The organism is Francisella sp. SYW-2, assembly GCF_008711475.1.
Taxonomy (GTDB): Bacteria; Pseudomonadota; Gammaproteobacteria; order Francisellales; family Francisellaceae; genus Francisella; species Francisella salimarina.
Genome location: NZ_VXKO01000027.1, coordinates 1 through 16,819 on the forward strand (window position 1 = coordinate 1; position 16,819 = coordinate 16,819).

Genomic DNA, 16,819 nt, shown 5'->3' on the forward strand with positions numbered 1-16,819 from the left:
GGTGTATTCATATCAGCATAAAATGCTGATATGAAACACAAAAGTAAGATTTTGAGTCAGATTTATCTAAAAAATACTCAATATTAAAACATATGAAAAAGGGCTTTCATTAACTCAACAGCCTTTTAGATATAATTCTCCCTAATTAAATTGGTTAACTAGAAGTATGATAAAAAATATATTCTTTGACTTAGACGGCACACTTGTAAATACAGTTGGTGATCTAACAGTTGCAACAAATACCATGCGTAAACATTTTGGACTTGAGCCAGTATCTGAAAATGTATTAGCCAGTATTATTGGTAAAGGTTACCCTACCACCGTTAGAAAAGTTCTAGCATTAGATTTCAATGATAATGATTATATTGAATCTATCGCTGATACAGGTGTCAAAATTGTCAGTCAAACATACAAAACCTTAAATAGTGCAAATAGTAGAGTATATCCCAATGTCATTGAAACTTTAGATTTCTTAAAGCAACAAGGTATCAAAATGGCTGTTGTAACAAACAAACATGAAGATGATGCCATACAGTCTCTAACTCATTTAGGTTTGATTGACTATTTTGAAGTAATTGTTGGAGGAGATACTACAACGAGCTACAAACCATACGCTGAACCCTTACTGTTTGCTATGGATAAGCTAAATGCTAAAGCTGAAGAGAGTTTGATGGTTGGCGACTCTATGAATGATTATTTATGTGCTAGAGAGGCAAATGTAAAAACTATAATGGTAAGTTACGGTTATCATAATGGTGTAGATCTAGAAGCTCTAGATAGCTTCGCTTATATTGATAATTTCACTAAGATAAAAAACATTGTCAAAGAAATAAATCCACATCAGCAATTAGTAGTTTCAAAAATAAAACTCTTAAGAAGGTAATTTGAAAATTTCACTTAAACAAGCACTATGTTATAATTTCGCCATAATCGTATTTTGAAGAACTTTTTAAAATGGCAACTCATCACAAATTAATAATTTTAGGATCTGGACCTGCTGGATACACTGCAGCAATATATGCAGCTCGTGCAAACTTAAACCCTGTAATTATCACAGGTATGCAACCCGGTGGACAGCTTACAACTACTACAGATGTCGATAACTGGCCAGGTGAAGCTGACGGTATTATGGGCCCTGAGCTTATGGAAAAACTACAAAAACAAGCTGAGAGATTCGATACACAAATCACATATGACACAATTAACTCTGTAGATCTACAAACTAGACCTTTCAAGTTAGTTGGAGAGATTGAAGAGTATACTTGTGATGCTCTAATTATAGCCACTGGTGCTACTGCTAGATATTTAGGTTTAGAATCAGAAGAAAAGTTCATGGGCAAAGGTGTGTCTGCTTGTGCTACTTGTGACGGCTTTTTTTACAAAAACAAAGATGTCGCTGTAGTTGGTGGTGGTAACACAGCTGTTGAAGAAGCTTTTTTCTTATCAAATATTGCAAAATCTGTAACACTAATTCATCGTAGAGATTCTCTTAGATCTGAGAAAATCCTTATCGATAAACTAATGGAAAAAGCTGAAAATGGTAATGTAAATATTATCTGGGATACGACACTAGAAGAGGTTCTTGGTGATGATATGGGCGTTAATTCTTTACGCCTTAAAAATGTCAAAACTAACGAAGAATCTAAGATTGATGTTATGGGGGTATTTATTGCTATTGGTCATACTCCAAACACAGGTATCTTCAAAGATGAGCTTGAAATGGAAAATGGTTATATCAAGGTAAAATCTGGTCTAGCTGGCGATGCTACGCAAACAAATATCAAAGGCGTGTTTGCTGCTGGTGATGTAGCTGATCATGTTTACAAACAAGCAGTAACTTCTGCAGGTACTGGTTGTATGGCTGCGTTAGATGCTGAGAAGTACTTAGATAACTTAAATCAATAATTTCAACTCATCACTAATTCAATATCTATTACTTAGTTTTATCTAAAAATTTTAATCCTTTAAATATTGGCCATAATGTACATAATGCCAAAGCTGCCAATACATAAAACCATCTATTACTAGGTAATGGTTCTAAATAATTAATCATAAAAAATATTGTATATATAAACATAACCACTAGACCAGATAAACCATAAGCAACACCTTGAATTTTACCCTGTAAAGTTATCGGCGTATTTTTTTGTGCTATAGTAACAATTATCACCCATGATGATATAAATACACCAGCTACTAGATAATACAAGATAGCAAAAGCTATACTCTGGTTTAATCCCAACAATAAATACATCATAGCTGATGCACTCATAGAAAAAGCTAGCGTTAATTTTGGCGACATTTTTTCTATCATATATGGCAATAGAATATTCCCAATAATAAAACCTACTGAAAATGCCACTTCTATTAGTCCAAATTCCAAAGATGAAGCATGAAGAATGTTTTTCGCATATGGAGATATAAAGATTGGCGCAATCATATATATACAAGTCATGCTAACTTGAGCCAAATAACACCAGTATAACGATATATTTTTGCTAAGGTAGTTAATAACCTCCTTCCAATTATCTAAAAAATTCCCTTTTTGATTTTTTACAATTCTCTTTGGCACAATCATAAAACTACACAAAGTCGCAAAAATACTTCCAGCAAGCATTATTATCATAATCTGATGCATATCGAAATACGCTACTAAGATCCCTCCTAAAGACATTCCAATAACCATACCAAATTCAAATAGCCCATCCATCGTACTATTTGCATATAATAGAACATCATCATTAGGAAATAGCTCTCGTGACATTATCATCATTGCCGGCATAAAAAATGCTAATATAATCCCCCATATACTTGTAAACAAATATACTAGAGTTAAAGAATCTAAATTACCCAAAAATACAAATGCTGAAAGTAATATAACTCTAAAGATATTTACTAGAACTATAATTATTCTTCTAGGTATAAGATCAGCAAAATAACCGGTAATTGGAGATAATATAACTCCAAAGATCCACCAAGTAAGCATAAATAACATTATAACTTCAAGGTTGTTCTTTAGAGTTAACAAATGCCAACTTATAGATATATAAGCAATACCTACCACAGTAGCATTAAATAAAGTCATCACACAAGCATAGCTAAAAGAACTATTACTAAATAGTCTACTTCTAGCTTTAAAATAATTAAGCATACTAATACCTATCTAAGATAAGATTTTTAAAGTCATACGACTAAATTAATTACAGAAAATATAGACGCAAATAATCTAAGGAGATTCTATATTAAAAAAGTTTATACGCAAGAGATAAATCGGCAAATGCTAGCTGTGACTATCCATAATCTTAAGGATATTGGGTAGATTAGGTTTATAATTTCAATTATCTAAGACAGCTCCAATTTTTTATTGTAAGTTTACTAAATTTTTCTCTGCTTCAGCTACTTCTTTCAATGTTACATCTGGATTATTTTCAGCCATACTCAAAAAGATTTTTGGATTTTTTAAAATCAAGCGGGTAAATGTACCTTTGACCAACTTATTATTTTTATGTCCAAGATCCCTTCTAATTTCTAAAAAAAGCTCTTCCATCATAAACATAACTTTTGCATCATTTTTACCTTCCTTTAAACGCTCCAACCAGTTAATATAATTTAATAAGACATCTTGTCCTCCCCAAAGAATTATCTTTCTCTGCCATTCCTGAAGAAAACTAACGAGGTCATCTATTTCTTTATTATTTTCTGAAGTACTATGGAAAAGTTTGAGAAGTTTACATAAAAACTCATCGTATATTTGAGTTTTCTTTTCTCTATAGTGTGCTTCAATATCTTTCTTTCGTTCAAAATACTTTCCTAAAACAACTGTTACAGTTGCAGCTATCACTGTTGTAGCGGCTGTTAATAAACTAATTGAAACTTTAGGATCCAAAAGCTTAAATTGATTCCAAACAAGTGAAATAATCAAGTAGCATCCCCAACCTACCGCTCCAAGTAAAATAAAACCTAAAATCGTTGATATAATTTTTTTCAAAATAGTTCCTACAAATTTAACACTTATTAATATACTAAATAATAAGTATTTATAATTCTCATATCAATAAAACTATATTCTTACTTTATGACTTTTGCACATCAGCGACAAGTAGTTTCAAAAACAAATGATTAGAAAATAAAACTGTTTGAACGAAGTGAGTTTTTTATTTTCCATTTGTTTTAAACTACGATAGCGAAGTGCTAGGCAGTTTTGCATACTTTTTCTGCCATGAAAAAAGTATGTCGCTATAACTTACGCAGTAAGTAGCGAAATAGAAAAGACAGAACAGTGTTCTGTCACTACAATAACAAACAAGTTATAGTTTGTATATTTAAGGTTAACGTCCCCTCAAAAAGAAATTATCTAACTGCGCAAAATTTAATTTAACCCAAGTCGGTCTGCCATGATTACATTGACCAGAATTTTCAACAGTTTCCATCTGTCTTAGTAGATGATTCATCTCTGGGATACTTAACTTATCATTAGCTCGTACAGCAGCATGACAAGATACTGTAGCCAAAATATGGTTTAGATAAAACTCGACTCTTTTTGTCTTACCAGAAGATGTAAGCTCTGTAGCTACATTTGATATTAGATTTTGCACATCTTTATCTTTGACATATATTGGCGTTGATCTAACGAGTACAGCATCATCTGCTACTACTGATATTTCAAAGCCTAGCTTCTCAAAAACTTCAAGATTCTCATCAATCGTTGCGACTATATTACTTGATAATCTGCATGTTAAGGGCATTAATAAATTTTGCTTAAACTTAGCAGCATCTGCATGCCAAGTTTTTTTCATTTCTTCATAGAGTATTCTCTCATGTGCTGCATGCATATCCACAAGTACTATACCATCCTCAACTTGAGAGAGTATGTATATACCATGAATCTGACAGATAGCTTGTCCTAAACCACTAGCTTTTGGCTTTTGTGATATATGAATTTCATTTTCTTGAGTAGTTTGATTACTAAAATATTTATCTAACAAACTAGTACTTGAGCTTTCATCCTTTTCATCCTCAATACTGATATCCAGACTCATATTACCAATATTAAGAGGATTATTAGTACCTTTAGATTCTTGATATATATTGCTTTCACTATAGCTAGAAGTCTCAATTTCTATATCTGCACTTGTAGTTATAGCTTTATTGACTGTACCAAAAAGAAAATCATAGATGAATTTCTGATTTCTAAAGCGCACTTCACTTTTAGCTGGATGAACATTTACATCCACCTCTTTATAATCCATATCAAGATAAAGCAAAAATGCTGGATATCTATTACCATACATTACATCTTTATAAGCATTTTTTATCGCATGAGTAACAATCTTGTCTTTGATAATACGTCCATTTATATAGAAGCTCTGCATATCTGCTCTAGCTCTATTAAATCTAGGACTAGCCACCCAGCCCCATAAATGAGCATCTCCAACCTCTTTATCTATATAGATAGCATTCTCAATAAAGTCACGACTATACAAATCTAACACACGATTATATTTAAGTTGCGCATCTTCTGCTGAAAGTAGATCTTTGACCTCTTTACCATTATGAATAAGCCTAAAGGCTATACCAAAATAGCAAAGCATATATTTCTTAAGTAAATCAGAAATATGTAAAAACTCAGTATTATCTTTTTTCAAAAATTTGCGTCGTGCTGGTGTATTGTAAAAGAGTTCACTAACCTCTATAGTTGTCCCTGTCACATGTGCAGCAGGAGTAACCTCTCTAGTTTCGTTATTGATTTGCCAAGCATCATCATAGTCTTGATGCTTAGATATAATCTTTAACTTAGATACAGATGCAATACTTGCTAATGCCTCACCACGAAAGCCCATGCTAGCAACAGACTCTAATTCTTCAAGAGTATAGACTTTACTTGTTGCGTGAGGTGCTAGAGCTAGTCGCAAATCATCATAAGCAATTCCTTTACCATTATCTCTAATTCTGATTAATGACTTACCGCCCTCTTGAATTTCTATAGTAATAGCAGTTGCTCCTGCATCTATAGAGTTCTCAATAAGTTCTTTGACAACAGATGAAGGTCTTTCTATAACTTCTCCTGCAGCTATTTGATTGGCTAAATCTTCAGGTAATAATCTTATTTGGCGATAATTTTGCTGAGAATACATAGATAATTTATCACAAAGGATCTTTTACAAAATCTCTTGTTGAACACTCCTTCCATAGCTCTTGATCTACAATCTTGCCTGACTTATCTTGATATGGATAGATTTTATCTTTTGTTAAACCGCACTCCCATTTTATTTTATTAGCTTGGGATTTAGGTATTCTTTGCCAATATTCATCTTTGCCTAAAAATCCCCAAAAAGCTCTAACATAAACCTTATCGCCATCTTCTATAGTTTGAGCTTTGACATGATAAAATTTACCATCATGTGGATTTAGTACAGATCCTTCAGTATAAATAGGTCCTTTACCATGTGATTTATCAGCAGAACCTGATTTTTTAATATCCCAGACAAACTCTAGTCCTTGATATGTATCATGACCACTAGAGTAGTCATATTTATGTCCATAAGCATCACCTTTGCCACAGTTTTTACAATATACAATCGGAGGGTGAATCTTACCATCATCAACATTTGCTAATGGTACAAACATTCTTGCATTTAAACTACCATGGTCATTAGTATAAGCATGAATCACTCCCACATTTGTGTTAGTTGCTTCATCCTTTTGTAACCAGTAGCCATTTGCATTTGTTTTATCAAATCTAGCATAGCCTAACATAACAATGGAAAGACCAAAAATTAGAAACGTAATTTTTTTAATCATTCTAGAAATTTATTATGACTTTTAAGATAAAGTATAAAGAAAATTTGCAATTATACAAACTAATTAGACAGGACTTTTAACACCAAATTGCTCAACAGGATAGTTAATACAAGTAGCAGTAACTTTCTCATCTTTATTTACATATTGTCCATCAGCGGTTACACCACAATCTGCTTTAACCTTTTCGTAATCGGCTTTTGTGATTCTCTGCCAATGAGCAGCTTTGCTACCCAATTCTTTGCCCCAAACAACATAAGCAGCTTTTGCATACATTGTTCTACCAGCATCTTGAACTTGTGCTTCAGATGCGTAAACTTTACCATCATTTGGATTTATTACACCACCATCTTTATATACATCACTACTTTGACCAGCAACACCTGTACCCGCTTGTGGCTGCATATTACCTGCGAATACTATTCCCTGTAATGGGGTGTTTTTACCTTTATAGTCAAATCCGTTATATGAACCATTTGAGCAGTTATTACAAGTTGCTCTAGGTTTAGTTGGCTTGCCAGATGAGTCTACATACATTAAAGGTACAACAATCTCCATCTGTAGAGTACCTTTTTTACCATAATCATTATTCTTTGCAAAGTATGTATGTACTATACCCTGAGGCATACCACGACCAGCATCTGGATCTTCATCAAATTGTACCCAGTATCCTTCTGGTGATAGATTAACTCCACCTGCATCATCTGCATAAGAAAAACTCGTCGCACCAAATGTTGCCAAAGCCATCAATGCCAAAAATTTAGTTTTCTTCATTACTTCTCCTTTAATTCTTCTTTAAGATTAAATATGAATTTTCTTTCTTAATCCCTCGATACTAGCAAAGATAATATTTTTATTCAAATATATACAAGACATTATTCGCATTTTCATAAATAATGCTTATAATTAACTTTAATAAAAAGATAATTCATAATATATCTTTGCAAGGAAAAATCATAACAAACTTTGGTGGCAATATTTCTGTCAAACTTACAAATGGCGAGAAAGTTTCGGCACTATTACGAAGCCACTTAAAGGGCGAACTTACTGTTGGCGATAATGTAGAACTTGAATATACAAATTCCACTTATGTAATTGCTAAATTATTAGATAGAAAGAATTTAATCGCTCGTCCCAACCAATATCAGCGCAAAAATAAGAATATCGCTGCAAATATTGATAGTGCTGTAATAATTATTGCACACTCTCCGGCACCAGTTGAGCATTATATTGATAGATATCTGGCAGCATTACATAATAGTAATATTGAACCTATAATTGTTATCAATAAAATCGATGATCAAAAAGAGAAAGATAAAAAATATATTCAAGACTTAGCAAGTGTTTACCAAGAAATCGGCTATAAAGTATTCTATACTTCTGCACAAAACAATATAGGGATTGACAACTTGCTTGAAGAACTTAAAAATAAAACATCTATATTTTTAGGTCAATCAGGTGTTGGCAAGTCTGAAACATTAAATACAATATTAGGTGCTAAAATCACTGCAACAACTGCTGTATCGGATTCCACCAAAAAAGGGCGTCATACAACTACATGCTCTACTTTGTACGAGATAGATGATACTACTAGCATAATTGACTCTCCTGGCATTAGAGAATTTGGACTTTGGCATATTACAAAAGAAGAACTTTTTGATGGTTTCTTAGATTTCAAAAAATATAAAGGGATGTGCCAATTCAGAAATTGCTCACATGAAGAGGGATCTAAAGGTTGTCAAATTGTTGAGCAAGTTAAACAAGGTCATATCAACCCCGTTAGGTTTAAGAATTATCATCGAATATTAGCAGAGATCAAATCATAACTATAATAATCAAGATCTTAAAATATATTTAAAATCATGTATCTACAGGTATTTTAATGAATTCAAAAAAAGGTGACTATAAATATATAATATTTCTAATATTGTCATTATTAATAGGTTTATTGACTAATATTATAAATTTAATTGGTGCTTTAATTCTATTATTATTTTTAGCATTTTCTATAGTTGTGAATAAATATAATCACATTGTATTTAAAATCATATTAGCTTTATTTGCATATCTGTTGATGCTACATATACTTCCAGGATTTAACAATCTGAATTTATATAAAAATATATTAGTCTCGTCCGATGCTATACCATACTCAATGACTTTAAAGTTTGACTCTCTATTTGTAGGATTATCAATAATTACTGTGGCGATACCAACTCTAGTACAAGAGTTAAAATACAAGATTATGAAATCTATATTATTCGGTATTTTTTATGGTTTATTAGCTATTCTTATAATTGGAGGTATAGCATTTAACTTCAATTTTGTTAAATGGGATATTAAATTTAATAATTTGATTATCATATTTATAATTCAAAATTTATTTTTTACTTGTTTTTATGAAGAAGTTTTCTGGCGAGGATTATTACAAAAAAACATATTCAACAATTATTTAAATAAATATTTATCTATACTCATAATAGCTATTTTATTCGCAACAGCACACTTGGTTTTTGCAAACTATAAATTTGCAATTCTTGCTTTTTTTGCAAGTTTTATCTATGGATTATCATATAATTCTACAAATAATCTACTATCAAGTATTACAACTCACTATTTAGTCAATATAACTCAGATAATACTTGTTACCTACCCTATACTTGCTAGTAGTTTAGCGTAGGTATGTATATTAATTATTTTGAGTGGGCTTATAATACTTAGGTGTAAATTCTATACCATATTTAACATTCATCCACATTCTACTAATAAAGCTCTGCATTTCTGCATCATGAATGTTAAGAACATACATCTTTTTGATCATCTCATCAGTAGGCCTGATATTAGTGTCATTAAATATATCATCTAAATATTTTTCATTTTGCGTAACTGCATTAGGCTGATATAAATAATTACTATTTTGAGCCGCTACATACGGATCTATAATATAATTCATAAGAGCATAAGCTTTATCAAGATCTTTAGCTCCCTTTGGAATCATCAACATATCAAACCAAATATTAGTACCTTCTTTAGGTATGACATATGCTAAAGTCACATCAGGATTAATAGTTTTCGCTCTTTCGACAGATCTAACTACATCGCCAGAGTATCCCATCACTAAACATAAGTTACCTGCTGTAAAATCATTTTGATATTTGTTACTATCAAAATACTTAATATATGGACGTATGTTCTTGATAATATCCAAAGCTGCCTTCTCGTATTCAGCTTTACTATTAGTATTAGGATCAATACCATGATAGTAGAAATAATTACCAAAAATCTGCTCAGGTTCATCAAGTAACGAGACTCCACATGGTGCTATTTGTTTGAGATACTTTTTATCGAATACATATTTCCAACTATTAGGAACAATACCCTTACCTAATCTTTGTTCTATTTCTTGTTTGTTATAAGCTAGTCCAGTAGTTCCATAGCTATAAACTACAGCATAATTATTCCCTGGATCATTAATTTGAGAAACCTTATTATAAATTACTTTATTACGATAATCTAAGTTTGGTAATTTTGACTTATCAAGTTTAATAAGTGCTTTAGATGCTATTTCACTATTTAGATATAGAGCACCTTGCTCAATCAAATCAAAACCTGAAGAGCCTGTCATTATTTTTGCCCTAGTCATATTATCGTCAGATGTATATATGTACTTAACTCTGGTATTAGATAAATCAGAAAAGCAAGGTACTATATCAGGAGATATATAGTCAGCCCAGTTTGTAAAATTCAACTGCGTTCTTGACTCTGTTGATATAATTGGATTTTTAAGAATTTTATTATCACAAACATACGAATTTTCTTCAGAATAAGCCACATTAAATAGGCTAACTAGCAGGCCTAAAACAAAAACTTTTTGTTTCATAAAACTAACACACGCTCTAGTTGTTATAAAATTCCTTTAAGTATATACTAAACCGTGGTATCGGAGAAATAGAAAAGTAGAATAATGGAACAAATTGTTAGTAGTAAAAAGTTTGGTCTAATCAGACTAATCATGATAAATATTATTGCTGTTGATAGCTTAAGAAACATATCAATCACCGCTCAAGCTGGCTGGATAGTTATTACTTTTTATATACTAGCAGGTATTTTCTTTTTAGTTCCATGCGCCCTACTTACTGCTGAAATGTCTACAGGATCCTCTCAAGAAACTGGTGGTATTTATATCTGGGTCAAAAAAGCTTTTGGTAAAAGATTGGGCTTCCTAGTGATATGGATACAGTGGGTTTATAACTTAGTTTGGTTTCCATCTATTTGTGGCTTTTTCGCTGGTATTATCGCTTATGTAATAGCTCCAACTATAGGTCAAAATGCCAACGAACTAGTAGCTAACCCTTGGTATATGATCTCTATGAGTTTGGTGATGTTTTGGAGTGCTACAGCTATCAACTTATTTGGTATCAAAACTTCAAGCACAGTTAGTACTCTTGGTGCTATTATAGGTACACTCCTTCCTATGTTTATTATTATATTCATAGCTGTTATTTGGTCATTTTCTCACAGCTCTGAAGTAGTATTACCTAGTGTTACTGATTTTATCCCATCAGGTAATAACATAAGTAGCTGGGCTTTATTTATCACAGTGATGTTTAGTTTATTCGGTCTAGAAATGAGTGCAATCCACGCTGCTAATGTCAAAAATGCCAAAAAGAACTTTCCTAGAGCCCTACTAATTTCAGGTTCTGTAATATTAGGTTCTTTGATTTTGTCAAATATTGCAGTGATTTTAGTTAGTAGTCAGCTACAGATTGGCGATGTTGATATTGTTACAGGATTGATGGTTTCATTTCACTACTTCTTTAACCAAATCAATATGCCTTGGATGACATATATTATTGCTATTACATTAATATTTGGTGCATTTACTACAACCTCAGCTTGGATTATGGGATTATCTAGAGCATTTATGGTTGTCAGTAATGACAATATCCTACCTCAGATGTTTGGTAGAACTAACAAAAATGATGCTCCTGATACCATGCTAATTACTCAAGCACTCATTTTCACAGTATTTTGCTTCTCGTATATATTTATGCCATCAGTAAATGAAGCATATTGGTACCTAAGCGACTTAACTGCTCAGCTAGCTGTTATTGCATATATACTCATGTTTATTACAGCTGTGAAGCTTAAACTCAGCTCTCCTCTTCAAGAAGGTCAGTATGAAATATGTAAAGGCTCTCTAGGTACTATACTAATGGCTCTTTTAGGGTGTATTGGATGTATTGTTGCAATTATAGTTGGATTCATACCTATAGATAGCATGGCAATGTCCGTTTTTAGTTTTGATATGATGCTTATTAGTGGAATTGTAATAACATTAATTATCCCAGCTGTTATAACTATTAAGAAATAATATTTTAAATTCTTTCCATTAATACCTTTATATATTCAATTTTTTTCAAAACTGATACAATATTATCAATTTAATAATAGCTTAATTAACAATGCTCTTACGAACTATAAAAAACTGGTATGGTAACAGATATCAAAACAATGAACCAATAGTGTTTTTTGGTTTAATGTTATTTTTCTATCTAGTTTTAACTTTCTTGGGTGACTATATAGCACCAATATTGGCTGCTCTAGTTATTGCTTACTTACTTGACACTCTTGTAAATATTCTACATAAAATTACAAAAATTAAGAGAATCATTCTAGTATATTTTGTATATGTACTATTCCTAATTTTACTTTTGTCATTGATATTTGTATTGCTACCGATTATCGTTAATCAGTTGATTGACTTTATTAAACAAGCGTCTCACACCCTATCAAGTTTGAAAGAAAGTCTAGAGCAGCTCTCTCTCAAATACCCTACAATTCTTACAGATGAAAGAATTAACTCTATTGTAAGTTGGTTTGACAGCATTGATTGGAAGAAAATCAGCTCCAGTATTGGCTCATTTATATTAGAGAATACAGCTACAACACTACCTGTTATTTTCTCTATATTGATATATCTTTTCTTAGTACCACTTATGGTTTTTTACTTCCTAAAAGACAAAGAAAAAATGATTAACTGGTTCAAATCATTCTTACCGGAGCAAGATGGAGCCCTATATTTTGTATGGAATGATTTAAAACCTAAGCTTGCTGACTATGTTAGGGGCAAAGCTATTGAGCTAATTATTGTTTCGATTGTAACATATATTGGTTTTGCGTATTTTAACTTGAACTATGCATTACTATTAGCAGTAGGTGTTGGCCTATCTGTTATTATTCCATATATTGGAATGATCATTATCACAATCCCTGTTGTTATGGTTGGTATCCTTCAATTTGGACTAAATGGTACATTTGTATCAATGCTGATAGTATTTTTTATTATTCAAGCTTTAGATGGTAATTTACTTGTTCCCCTTCTATTTTCAGAAGTTTTAGATATACATCCAGTTGGAGTTGTATCATCTATTCTTATATTTGGGGGTATTTGGGGTTTATGGGGTATATTCTTTGCAATACCTCTAGGCTTACTATTTATATCAGGTGTAAATATGTGTCGAAACCACCTCAGTGGTAAAAAAAATCTTTCTAATATAAATTTATGCTAATAAAACAAAAACAAATTAACCAAAAAGTTTTAGATACTTTGATATCAAAAGGTTACGATACATTCTTATCAAAAATAATCTCTTCTAGAGTAAATAATTTTGAGAATATTGATCTTATATTGAAAGGATCAATCAAAGATCTATCGTCCCCCTTTCTCTTCAAAGATATCGATAAGGCCGTAGATAGACTTTTTCAAGCTCTACAAAATAATGAAATCATTGGATTAGAAACCGACCACGACTGTGATGGGCAAACATCTCATGCAATTTTATATGAAGCACTGACAAAGATATTTAATTACCCTCAAGAAAAGATTCGTTCATATATAGGTCACAGGATGCAAGAAGGATATGGTCTGTCTGAGTCTTTAATGAATAGAATATTAACAGACAGTACTAGACCAAGTCTTATCATAACAGCTGATAATGGTTCAACAGATGAGCCTAGGATTGCTGTTCTTAAACAAAATGGAATTGATACTATCGTAACTGATCACCATGGTACTCCTCCTGAGGGAGCTCCTAAAAGTGCTATCGCCGTACTAAACCCTACTCAACATGATTGTAATTATCCAGACAAAGCTATAGCTGGCTGTATGCTTGCTTGGCTTTTTATGGCCGCTCTTCGTAGAAAATATCTGCAAAATGGTAAATCATTATCTAAGTCTTACGGATTAAGTAATTTACTTGATTTTGTTGCCATTGGTACAGTTGCAGACTGTGTTAGCATGGCAAATAGTCACAATAACCGCATTGTTACAAAACTAGGTATAGAGCAACTTAAGAATAATGATCGTCTATGTTGGGACTTCTTAGATAAAGATAAATTATCAAGTGAGTATATTAGTTTTAGCATAGCTCCTTTGCTAAATAGTGACGGAAGAGTTTCTGATGCATTAGGATCTGTTAGCTTCTTACTTGAAAATGATGAACGCAAAATTGAAGAAACATATGAAAATCTAACTAAACAAAATAGCCAACGTAAAGAAATTCAAAAAAAACTCACTCATGAAGCAATAACTAAAGCTCATCAACTGGATAATGATAATTATTCTCTATGTATATTACTTGATGATGGCCATTCTGGAATTCACGGTATAACCGCAAGTAGAGTCAAAGAAATGTTTGGCAAACCTGTCATTATTTTTTCTGAAACACAAAATGATTCCAACTTAATATCAGGCTCTGCTAGAAGTATAGATAATATTAATATCAAAACCATCCTTGATACTATAGCACTTAAATCACCTACTTTGATGATAAAGTATGGTGGTCATAAAGGAGCTGCTGGCTTAACAATTAATAAATCTGATTTCGATACTTTTTATGATTTATTTGAAAGTGAAATTATCAATTTCGTTAAAAACAATAATATATCTTTAGAGCCTATTTTAGAGTATGATTTTGAGCTTGACGAAAATGATTTCAGACTACAAACTCTAGAAAAGATAGAATCTCTTGAGCCATTTGGTAGAGAATTTGAAAAACCTCTATTTTACAATAGTTTCACTATAGAAAATCTACGTTTAGTTGGTAAAGATAAAAACCATGCTCAACTAGTTTTACGCTATAAAAACATTCCTTCAATCAAAGCAATATGGTTTAATGCTTCAGACAATAAAATAACTAAACATATAGCTATTGGCGATACTATAAGAGCCTGTTATGAGCTCCAAAAAGAAGAATTTCTCGGACAGACAAACTTATCTCTCAATATTAAACTTATCAAAAAATGAAAAATCATAAATATATTAAGACAACTCTCAGTAAAGCTATTGATGATATATATGTTGAACATTTCACTACAATAGGCTCAACTAATGACTATTTACTAGAAAGAGAGCTGTCACATAAGTATCATTTTTGCTATGCAGATCAACAGACTAAAGGACGTGGACGTCGTGGTGATAAATGGATCTCTGATAACAGTGATAATATTTATTCAACATTAGCATTTAGCTGTAACTTTAGCATCGTAAAAGACTCTTTTATAAGTCTTAAAATAGCACTGGGAGTTTTAGAAACTATCAAGAAATATATTCCAGCTGATCAACAAGAAAAACTAAAAATAAAATTACCAAATGATATATATTTTGAAGATCATAAATTAGCAGGAATACTTATTGAAACTAAAAATATTAAAAAAGATAGTTTTGATATTGTTATTGGTATCGGTATAAATGTAAATATGAAAAATATTAACGAAGATATTGATAGGCAATGGACATCACTGTCTATAATTAATAACCATGAGATAGACTCGTCAAAAGTTATAGTTGATTTAGTAAAATATGTTATTAATAATTTTGAAAAATCTTACTTAGATATTCTTGAGACTTTTTCAGAGTATGATTACACTCTAAACAAAAAGATTACCTTTAACTATTCAGATAAGAGTTTTCAAGGGAGCGCAAAAGGCGTTACTGATAATCTAATGCTAAGAATTTTAGATGACAATAATAATCTTCATGAATTTGATCTAGCAAATATCAGCAAAATAAGAGTTATACAATGAGCCTAGAGAATATTAAAAAACGTGCGAAATATTTAGAAAAAATTCGTACTTATTTCAAAAACCTAGAAGTACTCGAAGTGGATACACCCCTAGCATATGAGTTTGGTGTAACGGACCCTTTTATAGATGTTTTTAGTATTGAGACAGTTTCTGGTAAAAGATACCTCCAAAGTTCTCCAGAGTATGCGATGAAAAGACTATTAGCTGCAGGTAGTGGTAGTATATACCAAATTTGTAAAGCATTTCGTGATGAGCCTTGTGGACAACTCCATAAGCATGAATTTACAATGATAGAATGGTATCGAACAGGTATAGATTATCTACAGCTAATGCAAGAAATGCAAAATTTATTCTTAGAGCTTAAACCAAGTTTAAACTTTGTATATTTAAGTTATCATGAAGCATTTGAAAAATATTATAATATTAATCCCCACGATATTTCTCTAGAGCATTTACAGGATATGGTCAAAGAAACAGTTGGAGATATTCAAGGACTATCAAATCCAACCATTGCAGATTGTTTAGATATACTTTTTAGTTATAAAATTGAAAGAAACCTTAACCAAAAAGATACCATTTATTTTATTTATGATTATACAATCCACCAATCGGCACTTGCTAGAAAAATATATAATCAAAATCAACAACTAGTAGCTGCAAGATTTGAGGTATTTAGTAATGGTATTGAGCTAGCAAATGGATACTATGAACTTATTGATAAAGATGAACAACTGAAACGATTTAATAATGATTTAAAGATAAGAAAGCAACAAGATAAAGTCACTTTAGATATAGATCACAAACTTCTAAACTGTATAGAAAACATACCAGAATGCTCAGGAGTAGCATTAGGTTTTGATAGACTCATTATGAGTTTAGAAAATATTGATAAGATACAAAATTTGACTATTTTAAACTAAAACGATTGCTAACT

General features: G+C 31.6%; 15 protein-coding genes. 9 read left to right on the forward strand and 6 right to left on the reverse strand.

All coding sequences use genetic code 11. From position 1 onward, the window contains the following. The first annotated feature begins 166 nt into the window (after positions 1 to 166). The gene (locus F3D57_RS08250) at positions 167 to 883 is read left to right on the forward strand and encodes an HAD-IA family hydrolase (protein ID WP_150465891.1); all 717 of its coding nucleotides are present in this window, start codon (positions 167 to 169) and stop codon (positions 881 to 883) included. Positions 884 to 954: 71 nt separating this feature from the next. Continuing rightward, entirely contained in the window at positions 955 to 1,905 is a 951-nt protein-coding gene (trxB, locus tag F3D57_RS08255) for a thioredoxin-disulfide reductase (protein ID WP_150465892.1), read from the forward strand. Positions 1,906 to 1,933: 28 nt separating this feature from the next. On the opposite strand, the gene F3D57_RS08260 is transcribed toward trxB, so the two are convergent. The 5 genes from F3D57_RS08260 to F3D57_RS08280 all read right to left on the reverse strand — a co-directional run bounded on the left by F3D57_RS08260 (position 1,934) and on the right by F3D57_RS08280 (position 7,572). Next, entirely contained in the window at positions 1,934 to 3,151 is a 1,218-nt protein-coding gene (locus tag F3D57_RS08260) for an MFS transporter (protein WP_150465893.1), read from the reverse strand. Positions 3,152 to 3,361: 210 nt separating this feature from the next. Next, positions 3,362 to 3,988 (reverse strand): hypothetical protein, encoded by a 627-nt coding sequence (locus F3D57_RS08265; RefSeq protein ID WP_150465894.1) that lies wholly within the window; start codon positions 3,986 to 3,988, stop codon positions 3,362 to 3,364. A gap of 340 nt (positions 3,989 to 4,328) precedes the next feature. Next, positions 4,329 to 6,134 carry a DNA mismatch repair endonuclease MutL gene (gene mutL / locus F3D57_RS08270; RefSeq protein ID WP_150465895.1) on the reverse strand — a complete coding sequence of 602 codons (1,806 nt, stop codon included), beginning with the start codon at positions 6,132 to 6,134 and terminating at the stop codon, positions 4,329 to 4,331. 10 nt (positions 6,135 to 6,144) lie between these two features. Beyond that, on the reverse strand, positions 6,145 to 6,756 hold the full coding sequence (locus F3D57_RS08275) for a DUF2147 domain-containing protein (protein WP_318010092.1): 612 nt from the start codon (positions 6,754 to 6,756) through the stop codon (positions 6,145 to 6,147). 108 nt (positions 6,757 to 6,864) lie between these two features. Next, a complete protein-coding gene (locus F3D57_RS08280; protein WP_150465897.1) occupies positions 6,865 to 7,572 on the reverse strand; it encodes a DUF2147 domain-containing protein in 708 nt (235 codons plus the stop codon). 167 nt (positions 7,573 to 7,739) lie between these two features. Between F3D57_RS08280 and rsgA the strand changes: the two genes are divergently transcribed. Then, a complete protein-coding gene (gene rsgA, locus F3D57_RS08285; RefSeq protein ID WP_150465913.1) occupies positions 7,740 to 8,624 on the forward strand; it encodes a ribosome small subunit-dependent GTPase A in 885 nt (294 codons plus the stop codon). A gap of 56 nt (positions 8,625 to 8,680) precedes the next feature. After that, on the forward strand, positions 8,681 to 9,478 hold the full coding sequence (locus F3D57_RS08290; protein WP_150465898.1) for a CPBP family intramembrane glutamic endopeptidase: 798 nt from the start codon (positions 8,681 to 8,683) through the stop codon (positions 9,476 to 9,478). A 9-nt stretch (positions 9,479 to 9,487) separates the two neighbouring features. On the opposite strand, the gene F3D57_RS08295 is transcribed toward F3D57_RS08290, so the two are convergent. Continuing rightward, on the reverse strand, positions 9,488 to 10,678 hold the full coding sequence (locus F3D57_RS08295; RefSeq protein ID WP_150465899.1) for a polyamine ABC transporter substrate-binding protein: 1,191 nt from the start codon (positions 10,676 to 10,678) through the stop codon (positions 9,488 to 9,490). An 84-nt stretch (positions 10,679 to 10,762) separates the two neighbouring features. Between F3D57_RS08295 and F3D57_RS08300 the strand changes: the two genes are divergently transcribed. The 5 genes from F3D57_RS08300 to epmA all read left to right on the forward strand — a co-directional run bounded on the left by F3D57_RS08300 (position 10,763) and on the right by epmA (position 16,805). Next, entirely contained in the window at positions 10,763 to 12,172 is a 1,410-nt protein-coding gene (locus F3D57_RS08300; protein ID WP_150465900.1) for an APC family permease, read from the forward strand. A gap of 91 nt (positions 12,173 to 12,263) precedes the next feature. After that, positions 12,264 to 13,370, forward strand: coding sequence for an AI-2E family transporter (locus F3D57_RS08305; RefSeq protein ID WP_146421058.1), 1,107 nt, complete (start codon positions 12,264 to 12,266; stop codon positions 13,368 to 13,370). Further along, positions 13,364 to 15,106: a single-stranded-DNA-specific exonuclease RecJ gene (gene recJ, locus F3D57_RS08310; protein WP_150465901.1), complete on the forward strand. Its 1,743-nt coding sequence runs from the start codon at positions 13,364 to 13,366 to the stop codon at positions 15,104 to 15,106. Before F3D57_RS08305 ends, recJ begins: the two co-directional genes overlap by 7 nt. Next, entirely contained in the window at positions 15,103 to 15,885 is a 783-nt protein-coding gene (locus tag F3D57_RS08315) for a biotin--[acetyl-CoA-carboxylase] ligase (protein ID WP_150465902.1), read from the forward strand. The genes recJ and F3D57_RS08315 overlap by 4 nt, the downstream gene beginning before the upstream one ends. Then, complete coding sequence (gene epmA, locus F3D57_RS08320; protein WP_150465903.1) at positions 15,882 to 16,805, forward strand: EF-P lysine aminoacylase EpmA; 924 nt, start codon at positions 15,882 to 15,884, stop codon at positions 16,803 to 16,805. Before F3D57_RS08315 ends, epmA begins: the two co-directional genes overlap by 4 nt. Positions 16,806 to 16,819: the final 14 nt, after the last annotated feature.

Bases quoted from the DNA above. Each gene is read 5' to 3' on its own strand.
- F3D57_RS08250 (WP_150465891.1), top strand. From the start codon at position 167: ATGATAAAAAATATATTCTTTGACTTAGACGGCACACTTGTAAATACA.
- trxB (WP_150465892.1), top strand. From the start codon at position 955: ATGGCAACTCATCACAAATTAATAATTTTAGGATCTGGACCTGCTGGA.
- F3D57_RS08260 (WP_150465893.1), bottom strand. From the start codon at position 3,151: ATGCTTAATTATTTTAAAGCTAGAAGTAGACTATTTAGTAATAGTTCT.
- mutL (WP_150465895.1), bottom strand. From the start codon at position 6,134: ATGTATTCTCAGCAAAATTATCGCCAAATAAGATTATTACCTGAAGAT.
- F3D57_RS08275 (WP_318010092.1), bottom strand. From the start codon at position 6,756: ATGTTAGGCTATGCTAGATTTGATAAAACAAATGCAAATGGCTACTGG.
- F3D57_RS08280 (WP_150465897.1), bottom strand. From the start codon at position 7,572: ATGAAGAAAACTAAATTTTTGGCATTGATGGCTTTGGCAACATTTGGT.
- F3D57_RS08290 (WP_150465898.1), top strand. From the start codon at position 8,681: ATGAATTCAAAAAAAGGTGACTATAAATATATAATATTTCTAATATTG.
- F3D57_RS08295 (WP_150465899.1), bottom strand. From the start codon at position 10,678: ATGAAACAAAAAGTTTTTGTTTTAGGCCTGCTAGTTAGCCTATTTAAT.
- F3D57_RS08300 (WP_150465900.1), top strand. From the start codon at position 10,763: ATGGAACAAATTGTTAGTAGTAAAAAGTTTGGTCTAATCAGACTAATC.
- F3D57_RS08305 (WP_146421058.1), top strand. From the start codon at position 12,264: ATGCTCTTACGAACTATAAAAAACTGGTATGGTAACAGATATCAAAAC.
- recJ (WP_150465901.1), top strand. From the start codon at position 13,364: ATGCTAATAAAACAAAAACAAATTAACCAAAAAGTTTTAGATACTTTG.
- F3D57_RS08315 (WP_150465902.1), top strand. From the start codon at position 15,103: ATGAAAAATCATAAATATATTAAGACAACTCTCAGTAAAGCTATTGAT.
- epmA (WP_150465903.1), top strand. From the start codon at position 15,882: ATGAGCCTAGAGAATATTAAAAAACGTGCGAAATATTTAGAAAAAATT.